This is a genomic window from Citrobacter sp. Awk 2 (genome assembly GCF_028069815.1).
Lineage (GTDB): Bacteria > Pseudomonadota > Gammaproteobacteria > Enterobacterales > Enterobacteriaceae > Citrobacter.
The window spans coordinates 1-15,814 of record NZ_JANEWL010000003.1; the positions used below are offsets into that span (position 1 = coordinate 1).

Below are 15,814 nucleotides of genomic sequence, written 5' to 3' on the forward strand. Positions count from 1 at the left end.
TCATCTGTATGAGCATATCCATTACGCAGCCGCCCGCTGGCGCGTAAAAAACTGTCGAAAATGGTTGAGGGAGAACTTGAACAGATGTGTTGCAGATTAGCAGCCTGACAGAAAATATTTCGCCATACGTTTTTGCCGCAGGCTGTGAGTCTGCGGCCATGTCCGAAAAGAAAATCTAGCGCTTAAACGTTACCGCTTCTGGCTGCGCCAGGTGGAGTGTTGTCTGGCTTGGCACCGTCTCGGCAATAACCCGCCCATGACGGATGGAATAACGTGCAGGTGTCTGGCGACGAACCGCATCAAACCCATTTTCAGCAGGTAAAATCACCAGGTTAGCGGAGTTCCCAATACTCAAACCGTAGTCCTGTAAGTGCAGGGTTTTCGCGCTGTGGGTGGTGATGAGATTTAGCCCATCGTTGATTTGTCCGTACCCCATCAACTGACACACGTGTAATCCCATATGCAGAACTTGCAGCATATTCGCGGTTCCCAACGGGTACCACGGGTCAAAAACGTCATCATGCCCAAAGCAAACATTGATGTCCGCTTCCAGCATCTCTTTGACGCGGGTGATGCCACGGCGCTTAGGATAGGTGTCAAATCGTCCCTGCAGGTGAATATTCACCAGCGGATTCGCAACGAAGTTAATACCTGACATTTTCAACAGACGGAAAAGGCGGGAAGCATATGCGCCGTTATAGGAATGCATCGCCGTGGTGTGGCTGGCTGTCACGCGCGCTCCCATGCCATCACGATGCGCCAGCGCCGCGACGGTTTCAACAAAGCGCGATTGCTCATCATCAATCTCGTCACAGTGCACATCGATAAGTCGGTCATACTTCTGCGCCAGGGCGAAAGTTTTGTGCAGCGACTCAACGCCATATTCACGCGTGAATTCAAAGTGAGGGATTGCGCCAATGACGTCGGCACCCAAACGCACAGCCTCTTCTAATAGCGCTTCGCCGTTGGGATAAGAAAGAATACCTTCCTGTGGGAACGCTACAATCTGCAGCTCCACCCACGGTGCCACTTCCTGCTTCACCTCCAGCATGGCTTTCAGCGCCGTGAGCGTAGGGTCGGAAACGTCTACGTGAGTTCGGACATACTGGATGCCGTTGGCCACCTGCCACTTGAGGGTCTGCATGGCGCGGGTTTTCACGTCTTCGTGGGTGAGCATCGCCTTGCGTTCGGCCCAGCGCTCAATACCTTCAAACAGCGTACCCGACTGGTTCCAGCTGGGCTCCCCTGCAGTTTGCGTTGTGTCCAGGTGGATGTGTGGTTCAACGAAAGGGGGAATGGCCAGCCCGCCTTCAGCATCAAGCACCTCGCCCTGTGGCGCAGCTGCTGTTTCCTGGGGATCAATACGGCTAAAACGCCCGTTTTCAATCGTGATTTGCCACAATCCTTCACGCCCCTGCAGACGGGTTTGAGTTAGGGTGATGGTGTTATTCTGCATGACTGACCTCTGGGGATTTTGCAAGGCTACGATTGAAAAGGGGATTCAGCAGGATATAGCTGAATACGCCGCCAAGTACGGCGTTGACCGGCACAATACCAGGGATGTAGTGTCCGGCGGCGATTCCCAGCGCGACGGACAGAATAGCTATCCAGTTGACGGGAATAAACTGTGCTGTGTTGAAGTTGGTGTACCGGCGGTGGTTTAACAGATAATCGGCAATAATCACTCCGCCAATAGGAGGGATCGCCGACGACAGGAATGTCAGCCAGCCAACAAAGTTATTGTAAAGCCATAATGCGCACAGTGTTCCAATAATGCCGTTGGCCACGGACAACGTGCGGCTGGAAAGGCCGGTAATGTTAGCAAAGCCCAGACCGGAGGCGTACAGCGCGTTGTCATTGGTTGTCCAGATATTCAGGCCGAGTACGACAATTGCGGGTAGCAGCAGCCCTTGCGCGATCATCACATCTGAGATATCTGCCTGTCCTACCGCGGCGGCTCCGGCGGCGCCGAAGATAAACATCAACGAGTTGCCAAGGAAAAAAGCCACCATGGCAATCAACACTGCGCCTTTGGCATTTCGCCCGAAGCGGACGAAGTCGGCGGTTAAGGTGCCTGCGCTGACAAACGATCCGACGACCAACGCCAGTGCCGTGGAAAAATTCAGCGGTGTCTGCGGCACAATTGCTTTTAAATGATCCAACCCCCCTACATCGCTCACTGCCAGCCAGACAGAGTAGCTGCCAAGAATGACGATAGCGGGAACGGCGATGATGGACAAAATGGTGAGTGCCGAGATACCAAAGAAGATGGTCATGGTCATCAGCAGACCGGAAACTGCAATCAGGATATTGACGTCAATACCCGTCGCTTTACCCACCGGGATGGCGAACATTGCCACGCCGACGCCAAACCAGCCTACCTGTGTGCCACCTAATAGCATTGAGGGAAGCCACGAACCTTTTATGCCAAATGAGTAACGTGCGAGGAGGTGGGTAGAGAGACCTGTTTTTGCGCCAATATAACCGAGAAATGCAGTGTAAATACCGAGGAGGAGATTACCGAAGAGAACTGCCAGGAAAAAATCATTATAGGAAAGACCGGTACCGAGTGTGCCTCCGGTCCACATACTGGCTGAAAAGAATGTTAACCCCAACATCACAAACGTCAGTGGTATCACGCCTTTCCGCGCTGCCAGAGGGACAGGGCCCTGGCTATAATTGTTGTCCTGCGACACAACGCCTCCTTGAATTTTGCCCAAAAAATCCGCCGCATCATAAACACTTCTCAGAATAAAGCAAACGTTTACGTCTGATTTTTACATGGTTATTATTCATGATATTTATGTGTTTCGGGTGTTAAGGCTATTTGCCTTGTTTACAAAACGTGTTGTCAGGCTGGCTTATTCGGCAGGTTTGGCGGTATTACGGCAGGAATTTGGCATCTCATCCACCAGGGCAGATGAGATGCCTGAAGAGGCTGACTTACACTTCCAGGTAATTCAGGATCCCGTCAGCCGCTTTACGGCCTTCGGCAATGGCTGTGACAACCAGGTCTGAACCACGCACGATGTCGCCACCGGCGAAGATTTTCGGGTTGCTGGTCTGGAAGGCGTTATCGCTGCGTTCCGGAGCAATAATACGCCCCTGCGAATCAAGCTCAACGCTGTGCTTAGCCAGCCATTCCATGCTGTGCGGGCGGAAGCCAAACGCCAGTACGACGGCATCAGCCGGTACTATATGCTCGGAACCGGCGACGATCTCCGCGCGACGGCGACCTTTCGCATCCGGCTCGCCCATCTCAGTGCGCGCCATTTTCACACCACACACTTTGCCGTTAGCATTCACCTCAACACCTAAAGGCTGGACGTTGAACTGGAATTCAACGCCTTCTTCACGCGCGTTTTTAACTTCGCGTTTCGAACCCGGCATATTCTCTTCATCGCGGCGATAGGCGCAGATAACGTGTGACGCACCCTGACGAACGGAGGTTCGCACGCAGTCCATCGCGGTGTCACCACCACCCAGTACGACAACGCGTTTACCTTCCATGCTGATGTATGGCTCGTCGCTGCTTTCGCCAAAGCCCATCAACTGTTTGGTATTGGCGATCAGGAACGGCAGGGCATCAAAGACGCCATCAGCATCTTCGTTTTCCAGCCCACCACGCATTGACTGATAGGTGCCGACGCCCAGGAACACGGCGTCATAATCCTTCAGTAACGCTTCGAGCTGCACGTCACGGCCCACTTCGACGTTGAGTTTGAACTCGATGCCCATGCCGGTGAAAATTTCACGACGGCGGGTCATCACCTCTTTTTCCAGTTTGAAAGCCGGGATGCCGAAGGTCAGCAGACCCCCAATTTCCGGGTGGCGATCAAACACAACGGCCTTCACGCCGTTACGGGTTAGCACATCCGCACAGGCCAGACCTGCCGGACCCGCACCAATAATGGCGACACGTTTGTCTGTCTGACGAACGCCGGTCATATCCGGACGCCAACCCATTTCGAAGGCTTTATCGTTGATATAGCGCTCGATATTGCCGATGGTCACTGCGCCGAATTCGTCATTCAGCGTACATGAACCTTCGCACAGCCTGTCCTGCGGACAGACACGGCCGCACACTTCCGGCAGCGTGTTGGTCTGGTGAGACAGCTCTGCTGCTTCAAAGATACGCCCTTCGTTAGCCAGCTTCAGCCAGTTCGGGATGTAGTTATGTACCGGGCATTTCCACTCACAGTACGGGTTACCGCAGGACAGGCAGCGGTCTGCCTGTGCCTTAGCCTGACCTTCTGAAAATGGCTCGTAAATTTCGATAAACTCGATCTTACGGATCTTCAGCGGTTTCTTTGGCGGATCAACGCGCTGCAGGTCGATAAATTGGTATACGTTCTGACTCATTGCTGCTACCCCTTACTGCGCCTGCACACGCAGCTCAGCTGCGCTACGACTACGGTGACCCAACAGTGCTTTCACATCACTGGACTTTGGTTTTACCAGCGCGAATTTCGCTGAGAACGCTGGCCAGTTCGCCAGAATCTCTTCGCCGTGCGAAGAGCCGGTATGCTGTACGTGTTCGGTAATTAAACCGCGCAGATGCTCTTCGTGGATAGCCAAAGAGTCCACGTTCAATACTTCAACCAGTTCCGGATTCACGCGTTTGCGGAATTCGCCGTCTTCGTCCAGCACGTAGGCAAAGCCGCCTGTCATACCTGCACCGAAGTTAACGCCAGTTTTCCCAAGAATACAGACGATGCCGCCGGTCATATATTCACAGCCGTTATCACCAATGCCTTCTACCACGGTAATCGCACCCGAGTTACGCACAGCAAAGCGCTCACCCGCGCGACCTGCGGCGAACAGACGACCACCGGTGGCACCATACAGGCAGGTGTTACCGATGATGCTCGCTTTATGACTCGGAAAGGCAGAACCGACCGGAGGGCGCACCGCCAGCAAACCGCCCGCCATGCCTTTGCCGACATAGTCGTTGGCATCGCCGGTCAGATACAGTTCTACGCCACCCGCATTCCATACGCCGAAGCTCTGGCCTGCGGTACCGCTGAAGTGCGCTTTGATCGGGTCAGACGCCAGGCCCTGATCGCCGTGTGTCTGGGCAATATAACCTGATAACGACGCGCCAACTGAACGGTCGGTGTTGCGAATATCAAACCAGAAGGTTTTGCTCTGGCGCTCATCGACAAATGGTTTTGCCTGTTGCAGTAACTGCGCGTTCAGCACACCGTTATCAAACGGCGGGTTGTTCTCGGTGCAGAACAGCGCTTTTCCGGGATGTGGCTCGGCGGTTTCCAGCAAGCGAGACAGTTCCAGCTTCTGCTGTTTGGCGGTAAATCCTTCCAGCTCTTTCAGCAGGTCGGTGCGGCCAATCAGATCCACCAGACGCTTCACGCCCAGCTGTGCCATCAGCTCGCGAACTTCACGGGCAATAAATTCAAAGTAGTTTGTCACTTTGAACGGCAGGCCGTGATAGTGATTCTTACGCAGTTTGTCGTCCTGCGTTGCCACACCGGTTGCGCAGTTGTTCAGGTGGCAAATACGCAGGTATTTACAGCCCAGCGCGACCATTGGGCCGGTGCCGAAGCCAAAACTTTCTGCGCCGAGGATGGCCGCTTTGATGATGTCGACACCGGTTTTCAGACCGCCATCGACCTGCAGACGAATCTTGTGACGCAGGCCATTAGCGACCAGTGCCTGTTGAGTTTCCACCAGGCCCAGCTCCCACGGACAACCCGCGTATTTCACCGATGACAGCGGGCTTGCGCCGGTGCCGCCATCGTAGCCCGCGATGGTGATCAGATCCGCGTAGGCTTTCGCCACGCCAGTGGCAATAGTGCCGACGCCGGGTTCGGAAACCAGCTTCACGGAAATCATTGCTTTCGGATTGACCTGTTTCAGGTCGAAAATCAGCTGCGCTAAGTCCTCGATAGAGTAAATATCGTGGTGCGGCGGCGGGGAGATCAGCGTCACGCCAGGTACGGAATAGCGAAGCTTCGCTATGTACGGCGTCACTTTGTCACCTGGCAACTGACCCCCTTCACCCGGTTTCGCACCCTGAGCGACTTTAATCTGGATAACATCGGCGTTGACCAGGTATGCCGGGGTCACACCAAAGCGACCGGATGCGACCTGCTTAATGCGTGACACTTTATTCGTGCCATAGCGCGCCGGATCTTCACCACCTTCGCCGGAGTTGGAGTTACCGCCGATGCTGTTCATCGCTTCCGCCAGCGCCTCATGTGCTTCCGGGCTTAATGCGCCGATAGACATGGCGGCAGTATCAAAGCGTTTAAACAGCTCGGTTGCGGGTTCTACCTCGTCAATGCTTACGGCTTCATCACCAGGTGTGATCGCCAGCAGATCGCGCAGCGTGGCTGCCGGGCGCTCATTCACCAGCTTGGCATATTCCTGATAGTCGCTATATTCGCCACTTTGTACCGCCTGTTGCAGTGTGCGCACTACGTCAGGGTTGTAGGCGTGATACTCACCGCCATGAACGTACTTCAGCAGCCCGCCCTGGCTAATGGGTTTGCGTGCCAGCCAGGCATGTTTGGAGAGGTTTAGCAGATCCTGCTGGAAGTCAGTAAAACCTGCACCACTGATGCGGCTAACCACGCCCTGGAAACACAGCGCAACGACATCGTCGTGGAGGCCAACGGCTTCGAACAGCTTGGAGCAACGGTAAGAGGCGATGGTCGAAATGCCCATTTTGGACATGATTTTGTACAGACCTTTGTTGATGCCGTTACGGTAGTTCTGCATCACGGTCCGGTAATCTTTGGCGATCGCCTGGGTATCGATCAGACGTCCCAACGTTTCATAGGCGAGATACGGATAAATAGCCGTCGCGCCAAAGCCCAGCAGCACAGCAAAATGGTGGGGATCGCGGGCGCTTGCGGTTTCGACGATGATGTTGGCATCGCAACGCAGGTTTTGTTCTACCAGACGGGTTTGTACCGCCCCGACAGCCATGGGGGCAGGAACCGGTAAGCGGTTTTTCGCGATATTACGGTCAGAGAGCACCAACAGTACCGTACCGTTACGTACCATCTGTTCGGCTTTATCGCACAGGGCTTTGACCGTTTCTTCCAGCGTGGTTTCCGTCACGTCGAAGGTGATATCCAGCCGGTCGGCGCGATAGTGCTCTTCTTTCATGGTGGTGAGCTGGGTGAAATCGGAGTACAGCAGAATCGGCGATTTGAAGCTCAGGCGGTGTGCCTGGCCTTCTGCTTCGCAAAAGACGTTCATCTCACGACCGATGCTGGTGGCCAGCGACATCACGTGCGCTTCACGCAGCGGGTCGATAGGCGGGTTTGTGACCTGCGCGAACTGCTGACGGAAGTAGTCATAAATAATGCGTGGTTGGCTGGAGAGCACGGCAAACGGGGTGTCATCACCCATTGACCCAACGGCTTCCTGGCCGTTCTCTCCCAGGACCCGAATGACGGAGTCCAGCTCTTCGGCGCTGTAGTTAAACTGCTTCTGGTAGCTGGCGAGGGTATCATCGTCCAGTTCGCGGCTGCCGACCTGATCGTCTGGCAGATCTTCAAACGGCACCAGTCGGCGGACGTTCTTCTCCATCCACTCTTTATACGGGTGGCGGCTTTTCAGATCGTCATCAGTTTCGGCTGAATGCAGAATGCGTCCGCTGCGGGTATCGATAACCATCAGTTCGCCCGGGCCGACGCGACCTTTCTCGACCACTTCATCCGGCTGATAATCCCAGATCCCAACCTCAGAAGCGCAGGTGATGAGTTTGTCTTTGGTGATGACATAGCGCGCCGGGCGCAGGCCGTTACGGTCAAGGTTACAGGCGGCGAAGCGACCGTCTGACATGACAATACCTGCCGGACCGTCCCATGGTTCCATGTGCATGGAGTTAAAATCAAAGAACGCGCGCAGTTCCGGGTCCATATCCGGGTTGTTCTGCCAGGCTGGCGGTACCAGCAGGCGCATAGCACGGATGATGTCCATGCCCCCCGCCAGCAGCAGTTCCAGCATGTTATCCATAGAACTTGAATCGGAGCCGGTTTCGTTGACGAACGGCGCGGCGTCGTGCAGGTCAGGGATCAGCGGCGTCTGGAATTTATAGGTACGTGCGCGTGCCCACTGGCGGTTGCCGGTGATGGTGTTGATTTCACCGTTGTGTGCCAGGTAGCGGAACGGTTGTGCCAGCGGCCAGCGCGGCACGGTGTTGGTGGAGAAGCGTTGGTGGAACAGGCAGATGGCCGACTCCAGGCGCAGGTCCGCGAGGTCCAGGTAAAAGCGCGGCAAATCTGCCGGCATACACAGACCTTTATAGATATTAACCAGATTAGACAAGCTACAGATGTAGAAGTCTTTATCGTTCTGGAGGCGTTTTTCGATACGACGGCGTGCGATGAACAGGCGGCGTTCCATATCGCGTGGACGCCAGCCCGCAGGGGCGTTGACAAAAATTTGCTCAATACGAGGCAGGGAGGAAAGGGCGATTTCACCGAGAACTCCTTCGTTGGTTGGCACGTCGCGCCAGCCTACGATCGACAGAGTCTCCTGCTGTAATTCTTCTTCAACAATGCGACGAGATGCCGCCGCCAGTTCAGGGTCTTTATTTAAAAAGATCATGCCAACGGCGTAGTTTTTAGCTAAACGCCAGCCGCGCTCTTGCGCAACAATGCGGAAAAAGCGGTCAGGTTTTTGTAACAGCAAGCCGCAACCATCGCCGGTTTTGCCATCGGCAAGAATTGCGCCACGGTGCTGCATACGGGCCAGCGCGTGTATGGCGGTACGCACTACCTTGTGGCTAGGTTCGCCTTCTATGTGGGCGATCAGGCCGAAACCACAGTTATCCTTCTCAAGGGATTTATCGTACAACATATCAGTGAACCTCCCCAGGCTCTGCGGGACACCTCTCCGATACCGTTTGCGCGCGGGCACACCAAGAGCATGGCGACGGGGTTTGCGTTTCATTCGCTCACCTCGCATTCGCCCTCTTTATCCTTTTCGCATAGGTCAAACAAGTTTGAGGACTTGCTTCAGAGGGAATCTCAATTACTGCATAAATATGATGAGCAGGCTGCTCATCCAGAAAGCTTCCAGCGGATTTCCAAGTTATCGGGAATCCACACACAGGTCAAATGGCAATCTTATTTATGCAAAAATGTGCTATAGGGCGATTAACTTTATGAAAGCATTGAAAATAAAGGTGTTTTTACATTGATTTAACCTGAGTGAGATCGCTGGTGAAGTGTGATCTGTCTCACTGTCAGAAAGGCCGGTTATCTCCCGTCCTCCCTTTGTTTATCTCAATATTTGGTATTTTATGCTGGTTTGTAGACTTTCGGCGTCTTAAAGATACTGTTTTTATATGAGAGCCATCAGAAGATAAAAAAAATAGCGAGATATAAGGAAAAATAATGACTTTTTGATTGAATGAAATTTCGATTATTTTGAATGATTATTCAATGAATAAAGGCTCGCCAGGGCGATTGATCCAGGTCATCGCCGACTGGGGCAAAAAATGGCAGGCTTTGGCCTCTTTTCAAGGCGCGGTCTATCAGATTATGCAGTTACAGAAATTAGTCAATATGTTTGGTGGGGATCTTTCTCGCCGTTATGGGCAAAAGGTTCATAAACTCACGCTACACGGCGGGTTTAGCTGCCCAAATCGCGATGGCACCATTGGACGTGGCGGATGTACCTTCTGTAATGTTGCCTCCTTTGCTGACGAAGCGCAGCAGCATCATTCTATCGCTGAACAACTTGAGCATCAGGCGCAATTAGTGAATCGCGCGAAGCGCTATCTGGCCTATTTTCAGGCATACACCAGTACCTTTGCGGAAGTACAGGTGCTGCGTTCGATGTACCAACAGGCGGTTAGTCAGGCCAGCATCGTCGGGCTGTGTGTTGGCACGCGCCCTGACTGTGTGCCGGATGCTGTGCTCGATCTGCTATGCGAGTACAAGGATCAGGGCTACGAAGTGTGGCTGGAACTGGGTTTGCAAACGGCCCATGACAAGACGCTGCATCGCATTAATCGTGGGCATGATTTTGCCTGCTATCAACGTACCACCCAACTGGCACGGGAGCGTGGGCTGAAAGTATGTTCACACCTTATTGTCGGTTTGCCGGGAGAAGGGCAAGCGGAATGCCTGCAAACGATGGAACGTGTGGTCGAGACAGGCGTCGACGGTATTAAGCTGCATCCGCTGCATATCGTGAAGGGCAGTACGATGGCGAAAGCCTGGGAGGCCGGACGGTTGCACGGCATCGAACTGGATGCGTACACGGTCACAGCAGGTGAGATGATTCGCCATACGCCACCCGAGGTGATTTATCACCGTATTTCCGCCAGCGCGCGCCGCCCAACGCTGTTGGCACCGCTATGGTGTGAAAACCGCTGGACCGGGATGGTCGAACTGGATAAGTACCTTAACGAGCACGGCGTGCAAGGCTCGGCGCTGGGTACGCCGTGGATTCAGCCGGGGAACTAACCTTCTGTAGGTCGTAGGCCGGATTAGCGAAGCGACATCCGGCAATCTGCGCCTGCTTGCCTGATGGTGCCTGGCTTATCAGGCCTATGATGAACCACTCCCCAGTCATTTCACCGATAACCCCCGCATTTCTTGCACAATCTTAAACGTCACGCTGAGAATTGAGTATTATTGTGCCAAGTTGTCGTGAAGGAACCCTCTATGAAGCAAATTCGTATGCTGGCGCAATACTATGTCGACCTAATGATGAAGTTAGGTCTGGTGCGCTTTTCGCTGCTGTTGGCGCTGGCTTTGGTTGTGTTGGCAATTGTGGTGCAGATGGCTGTCACTATGGTGCTGCATGGCCAGGTAGAAAGCATTGATGTCATCCGTTCTATCTTTTTTGGCCTGTTAATTACCCCGTGGGCCGTCTACTTCTTGTCGGTGGTGGTTGAACAACTGGAGGAGTCCCGGCAACGCCTTTCACGACTGGTACAGAAGCTGGAAGAGATGCGCGAGCGCGATCTCAAGCTCAACGTGCAGTTGAAGGATAATATCGCCCAACTCAATCAGGAGATTGTCGAACGTGAAAAGGCGGAAGCGGAGCGGCAGGAGACGTTTGAACAACTGAAGGTCGAAATCAAAGAGCGTGAAGAAGCGCAGATCCAGCTTGAGCAGCAATCTTCATTTTTACGTTCTTTCCTTGATGCTTCACCGGATCTGGTTTTTTATCGCAATGAAGATAAAGAGTTTTCCGGCTGTAACCGTGCTATGGAGCTGCTGACCGGTAAGAGCGAAAAGCAACTGGTGAATCTAAAACCGGCTGATGTGTATTCGCCAGAAGCGGCGGAAAAAGTTATTGAAACCGACGAGAAGGTATTCCGCCATAACGTTTCGCTGACCTATGAGCAATGGCTCGACTATCCGGACGGGCGCAAAGCCTGCTTTGAGATACGTAAAGTGCCTTACTACGACCGCGTCGGGAAGCGACACGGTCTGATGGGCTTTGGTCGTGATATTACCGAGCGTAAGCGCTATCAGGACGCTCTTGAGCGCGCCAGCCGTGACAAGACCACCTTTATCTCTACGATCAGCCACGAGCTGCGTACGCCGCTTAACGGTATCGTCGGTTTAAGTCGGATCCTGTTGGATACAGATTTAACCGCTGAGCAGGAAAAATATCTCAAAACTATCCATGTTTCCGCCGTGACGTTGGGGAACATTTTCAACGATATTATCGATATGGATAAGATGGAGCGGCGCAAAGTCCAGCTCGATAACCAGCCAATCGATTTCACCAGCTTTATGGCGGATCTGGAAAACCTCTCCGGCTTGCAGGCGCAACAAAAAGGATTGCGCTTTGTTCTTGAGCCGACGCTACCGCTGCCACATAAGGTCATCACAGACGGAACGCGTCTGCGTCAAATTCTGTGGAATCTGATCAGCAATGCCGTGAAATTTACCCAGCAAGGGCAGGTGACCGTGCGGGCGCGCTATGACGAGGGAGACATACTGCATTTTGAAGTGGAGGATTCCGGGATCGGTATTCCACAGGATGAGCAGGATAAAATCTTCGCCATGTACTATCAGGTGAAGGACAGCCATGGTGGTAAACCGGCAACGGGAACCGGGATTGGACTGGCCGTATCGAAGCGTCTGGCGAAAAATATGGGCGGTGATATTACGGTTTCCAGCCAGGCCGGAAAAGGCTCCATCTTTACGCTAACCGTGCATGCTCCTGCCGTGGCGGAAGAGATTGAAGATGCTTTTGAAGACGATGAAATGCCGTTACCCGCCCTGAATGTGCTGCTGGTGGAAGACATTGAACTGAACGTCATCGTAGCACGTTCGGTGCTGGAAAAACTGGGCAATAGCGTGGATGTCGCGATGACCGGGCAAGCCGCGCTGGATATGTTCAAACCGGGTGAATATGACCTGGTGCTGCTGGATATTCAGCTACCGGATATGACAGGGCTCGATATCTCCCGCGAGCTGACCCAAAAATATGCGCGCGAGGATCTCCCACCGCTGGTGGCTCTCACCGCCAACGTACTGAAAGATAAAAAAGAATATCTGGATGCAGGAATGGACGACGTGCTGAGTAAGCCGCTGTCAGTTCCGGCGTTAACCGCCATGATCAAAAAATACTGGGATACCCGAAACGAAGAGGAGAGCACTGTGACATCTGAAGAAAGCAGTAAATCGCAAGCGCTGTTAGATATTCCCATGTTGGAACAATACCTCGAACTGGTCGGGCCGAAGTTGATCACCGACGGTCTGGCGGTGTTTGAGAAAATGATGCCGGGATATTTGAGCGTGCTGGAGTCTAATCTGACTGCCCGTGATAAAAAAGGCGTGGTTGAGGAAGGTCATAAAATTAAAGGTGCGGCTGGATCTGTCGGTCTGCGGCACCTGCAACAGTTGGGGCAGCAAATTCAATCACCCGACCTTCCTGCCTGGGAAGATAACGTGGCTGAATGGATTGAAGAGATGAAGCAGGAGTGGCAGCACGACGTGGCGGTATTAAGAGCCTGGGTTGCGAGCGTGGAAAAAAAATGACCCCGGCTTGACCGGGGTGCGCGAATACTGCGCCAACACCAGGGAAATCGTGGCTGCGCCGTAAATTATTATCATTGTTTACAAGGGCGCAGCCCTAATTTTCAGGCCGCACGCAGTTAAGATAGCAAATCTTAAATAATTTGTTACATGAATCAGTTAAATGTGTGAAGCGTGGCATTCTAATCAGAATTATTAATATGCTTCAGTCAGTTGCGAAAGGAGTATCACGATGAAAAAAGTTGGCGTAGTGCTCAGCGGATGTGGCGTGTATGACGGTACAGAAATCCACGAAGCCGTACTCACGCTGCTGGCTATTGCCCGCAATGGCGCTCAGGCTATCTGCTTTGCGCCAGATAAACAGCAGGCGGATGTGATTAATCATCTGACGGGCGAGCCGATGCCGGAAACGCGCAATGTCCTGATTGAAGCTGCGCGTATTACGCGTGGTGATATTCGCCCCCTGGCCCAGGCGGTTGCAACGGAGCTGGATGCGCTAATTGTGCCGGGCGGGTTTGGCGCAGCAAAAAATCTGAGCAATTTTGCCAGCCAGGGCAGTGAATGCCGGGTTGATAGCGACTTAGCCGCGCTGGCGAAGGCGCTGCATCAGGCCAGAAAACCCCTGGGATTCATGTGTATTGCTCCTGCTATGTTACCCAAGATTTTTGACTTCCCGCTGCGTCTGACCATTGGCACTGACATCGATACAGCGGAAGTGCTGGAAGAGATGGGTGCTGAACATGTGCCTTGCCCGGTCGATGACATTGTGGTTGATGAAGATAATAAAGTTGTCACCACGCCTGCTTACATGCTGGCGCAGGATATCGCCCAGGCGGCGAGTGGGATCGACAAACTGGTCTCACGTGTTCTGGTACTGGCTGAATGAGAAAAGGGGCTACCGCCTTTCTGCGACGTCTATTTCTGCGGGCAGTTATTGTCCTCGCCGTGTTCTGGGGCGGGGGTATAGCGCTCTTCAGCGTGATGCCCGTTCCTTTCTCGGCGGTCATGATTGAGCGGCAGCTTGGCGCCTGGATACAGGGTGATTTCGGTTATGTGGCGCATTCTGACTGGGTCAGTATGGATGAGATATCACCATGGATGGGGCTGGCGGTCATTGCCGCTGAGGACCAGAAATTTCCCGACCACTGGGGATTTGATGTCTCTGCGATAGAGAAAGCGTTGGCGCATAACGAACGTAATGAAAACCGTATTCGGGGTGCCTCGACGTTATCGCAACAAACGGCAAAAAACCTCTTTTTGTGGGATGGGCGTAGCTGGGTGCGCAAAGGGCTCGAGGCCGGGTTAACGCTGGGGATAGAAACAGTCTGGAGCAAGAAGCGCATCCTGACGGTTTATTTGAATATTGCGGAGTTTGGTGATGGAGTATTCGGTGTAGAGGCTGCATCACAGCGCTATTTCCATAAACCCGCCAGCCGTCTTAGCCCGTCTGAAGCGGCATTGCTGGCGGCGGTTCTGCCCAATCCGTTACGTTTTAAGGCGAGTGCGCCTTCCGGCTATGTGCGCAGTCGTCAGGCGTGGATCATGCGCCAAATGCGCCAGCTGGGCGGTGAGTCGTTTATGCGTGAAAATAAGCTGTATTAACGGGGTTATCGCCGGATGCGGCGTAAACGCCTTATCCGGCCTACTGGAGTAGGTCATTGCCGTGTAGGCCTGATAAGCGTAGCGCATCAGGCACTTCACTAATCCTCGTCAAATCCCGAGTTAAACAGGGCAATTACCGCGGCCAGGGCCTCAACTTCCTGCGGACCCGTGGCTTCAACTTCTATCTGGCGTCCTTTGGCGGAATCCAGCATCAGCAGAGCGATAACGCTGTTTGCCTCGGCTTCCGTTCCTTCATCATTACGCAGCAGAACTTCTGCTTCAAAACCCTGCATTAGCTCAAACAGTTTCATTGCCGGCCGGGCATGCATGCCCAGCTTATTCGTGATTTCAACAGTTTGCTTCACGGTCATGATTTGCGTTTTTCCAACGTACGATGGCGTGACTGCACGTTTTTACCGCGTGAGCGGAAGTAGTCTGCCAGTTGCTCTGCAATATACACCGAACGGTGTTTCCCGCCGGTACAGCCGATGGCTACAGTGAGGTAGCTGCGGTTGTTGGTCTCCAGCATGGGTAACCATAGCTCAAGATAGCTGCGAGTCTGGTAGATAAAATTGTGTACTTCTGTGTGTCTGTCGAGGAAGGCCGCGACGGGCCTGTCCAGACCGGTCATCGGGCGTAGCTTTGGATCCCAGTGCGGGTTAGGCAGGAAGCGGACATCAAAGACGTAATCCGCATCAATAGGGATTCCGTGTTTAAAGCCAAAGGACTCAAATACCATCGTTAATTCACGTTCACGTTTGCCCAGCAGTCGGGTACGTAACATTTCCGCCAGCTCGTGCACAGACATTTCAGAGGTGTCTACGATCAGGTCAGCGCGCGAACGCAACGGCTCCAGTAAATCGCTTTCTTTATCGATAGCGCTTTCCAGGGACAAGTTCTTGCTGGACAGCGGGTGTAAACGGCGCGTATCGCTGTAGCGGCGAATCAGCGTGTTACGGTCGGCATCAAGGAACAGCAGTTGCGGTGAGAAGCCTTCAGGCAGGTTACTCATGGCCTGCTCAAAAATCTCCGGGGACTCGGGCATGTTGCGCACATCAATGCTGACAGCCGCAGATATCTGGCGATCGGCGAGGGTTCGAGCCAGTTCGGGCAACAACACGACGGGAAGGTTATCCACGCAGTAAAAACCCATATCTTCCAGCGCGCGCAGGGCGACAGACTTACCTGACCCTGAACGACCGCTGACGATCATCAGTACCATGTAC

Annotated in this window: 10 protein-coding genes and 1 pseudogene; 5 read left to right on the forward strand and 6 right to left on the reverse strand. The window is 53.5% G+C overall.

Going from position 1 to position 15,814, the window contains the following annotated elements; all coding sequences use genetic code 11:
• Nucleotides 1-21: 21 nt before the first annotated feature.
• Nucleotides 22-96, forward strand: a pseudogene (locus NNO02_RS01525) (hypothetical protein); the annotation flags it as partial.
• A gap of 79 nt (nucleotides 97-175) precedes the next feature.
• Here NNO02_RS01525 and NNO02_RS01530 read toward each other — a convergent pair.
• From NNO02_RS01530 to gltB, 4 genes are all read right to left on the reverse strand, one after another.
• Nucleotides 176-1,456 carry a cytosine deaminase gene (locus NNO02_RS01530; RefSeq protein WP_271454089.1) on the reverse strand — a complete coding sequence of 427 codons (1,281 nt, stop codon included), beginning with the start codon at nucleotides 1,454-1,456 and terminating at the stop codon, nucleotides 176-178.
• The gene (codB, locus tag NNO02_RS01535; RefSeq protein WP_271454090.1) at nucleotides 1,446-2,696 is read right to left on the reverse strand and encodes a cytosine permease; all 1,251 of its coding nucleotides are present in this window, start codon (nucleotides 2,694-2,696) and stop codon (nucleotides 1,446-1,448) included. The genes NNO02_RS01530 and codB overlap by 11 nt, the downstream gene beginning before the upstream one ends.
• A gap of 247 nt (nucleotides 2,697-2,943) precedes the next feature.
• Nucleotides 2,944-4,362: a glutamate synthase small subunit gene (locus tag NNO02_RS01540; RefSeq protein WP_271454091.1), complete on the reverse strand. Its 1,419-nt coding sequence runs from the start codon at nucleotides 4,360-4,362 to the stop codon at nucleotides 2,944-2,946.
• A gap of 12 nt (nucleotides 4,363-4,374) precedes the next feature.
• Complete coding sequence (gene gltB, locus NNO02_RS01545) at nucleotides 4,375-8,835, reverse strand: glutamate synthase large subunit (RefSeq protein WP_271454115.1); 4,461 nt, start codon at nucleotides 8,833-8,835, stop codon at nucleotides 4,375-4,377.
• Nucleotides 8,836-9,521: 686 nt separating this feature from the next.
• Here gltB and NNO02_RS01550 point away from each other — a divergent pair.
• From NNO02_RS01550 to mtgA, 4 genes are all read left to right on the forward strand, one after another.
• The gene (locus tag NNO02_RS01550; RefSeq protein ID WP_271454116.1) at nucleotides 9,522-10,451 is read left to right on the forward strand and encodes a TIGR01212 family radical SAM protein; all 930 of its coding nucleotides are present in this window, start codon (nucleotides 9,522-9,524) and stop codon (nucleotides 10,449-10,451) included.
• A gap of 201 nt (nucleotides 10,452-10,652) precedes the next feature.
• The gene (gene arcB / locus NNO02_RS01555; protein ID WP_137382439.1) at nucleotides 10,653-12,989 is read left to right on the forward strand and encodes an aerobic respiration two-component sensor histidine kinase ArcB; all 2,337 of its coding nucleotides are present in this window, start codon (nucleotides 10,653-10,655) and stop codon (nucleotides 12,987-12,989) included.
• Between the two features lie 229 nt (nucleotides 12,990-13,218).
• Nucleotides 13,219-13,872 carry an isoprenoid biosynthesis glyoxalase ElbB gene (elbB, locus tag NNO02_RS01560; RefSeq protein WP_271454092.1) on the forward strand — a complete coding sequence of 218 codons (654 nt, stop codon included), beginning with the start codon at nucleotides 13,219-13,221 and terminating at the stop codon, nucleotides 13,870-13,872.
• Nucleotides 13,869-14,588, forward strand: a complete 720-nt coding sequence (gene mtgA, locus NNO02_RS01565) for a monofunctional biosynthetic peptidoglycan transglycosylase (protein ID WP_271454093.1) — start codon at nucleotides 13,869-13,871, stop codon at nucleotides 14,586-14,588. Before elbB ends, mtgA begins: the two co-directional genes overlap by 4 nt.
• Nucleotides 14,589-14,686: 98 nt before the next feature.
• On the opposite strand, the gene npr is transcribed toward mtgA, so the two are convergent.
• On the reverse strand, nucleotides 14,687-14,959 hold the full coding sequence (npr, locus tag NNO02_RS01570) for a PTS phosphocarrier protein NPr (protein WP_003828770.1): 273 nt from the start codon (nucleotides 14,957-14,959) through the stop codon (nucleotides 14,687-14,689).
• Nucleotides 14,956-15,810, reverse strand: coding sequence for an RNase adapter RapZ (gene rapZ / locus NNO02_RS01575; RefSeq protein ID WP_048213428.1), 855 nt, complete (start codon nucleotides 15,808-15,810; stop codon nucleotides 14,956-14,958). The genes npr and rapZ overlap by 4 nt, the downstream gene beginning before the upstream one ends.
• Between the last annotated feature and the right edge of the window lie 4 nt (nucleotides 15,811-15,814).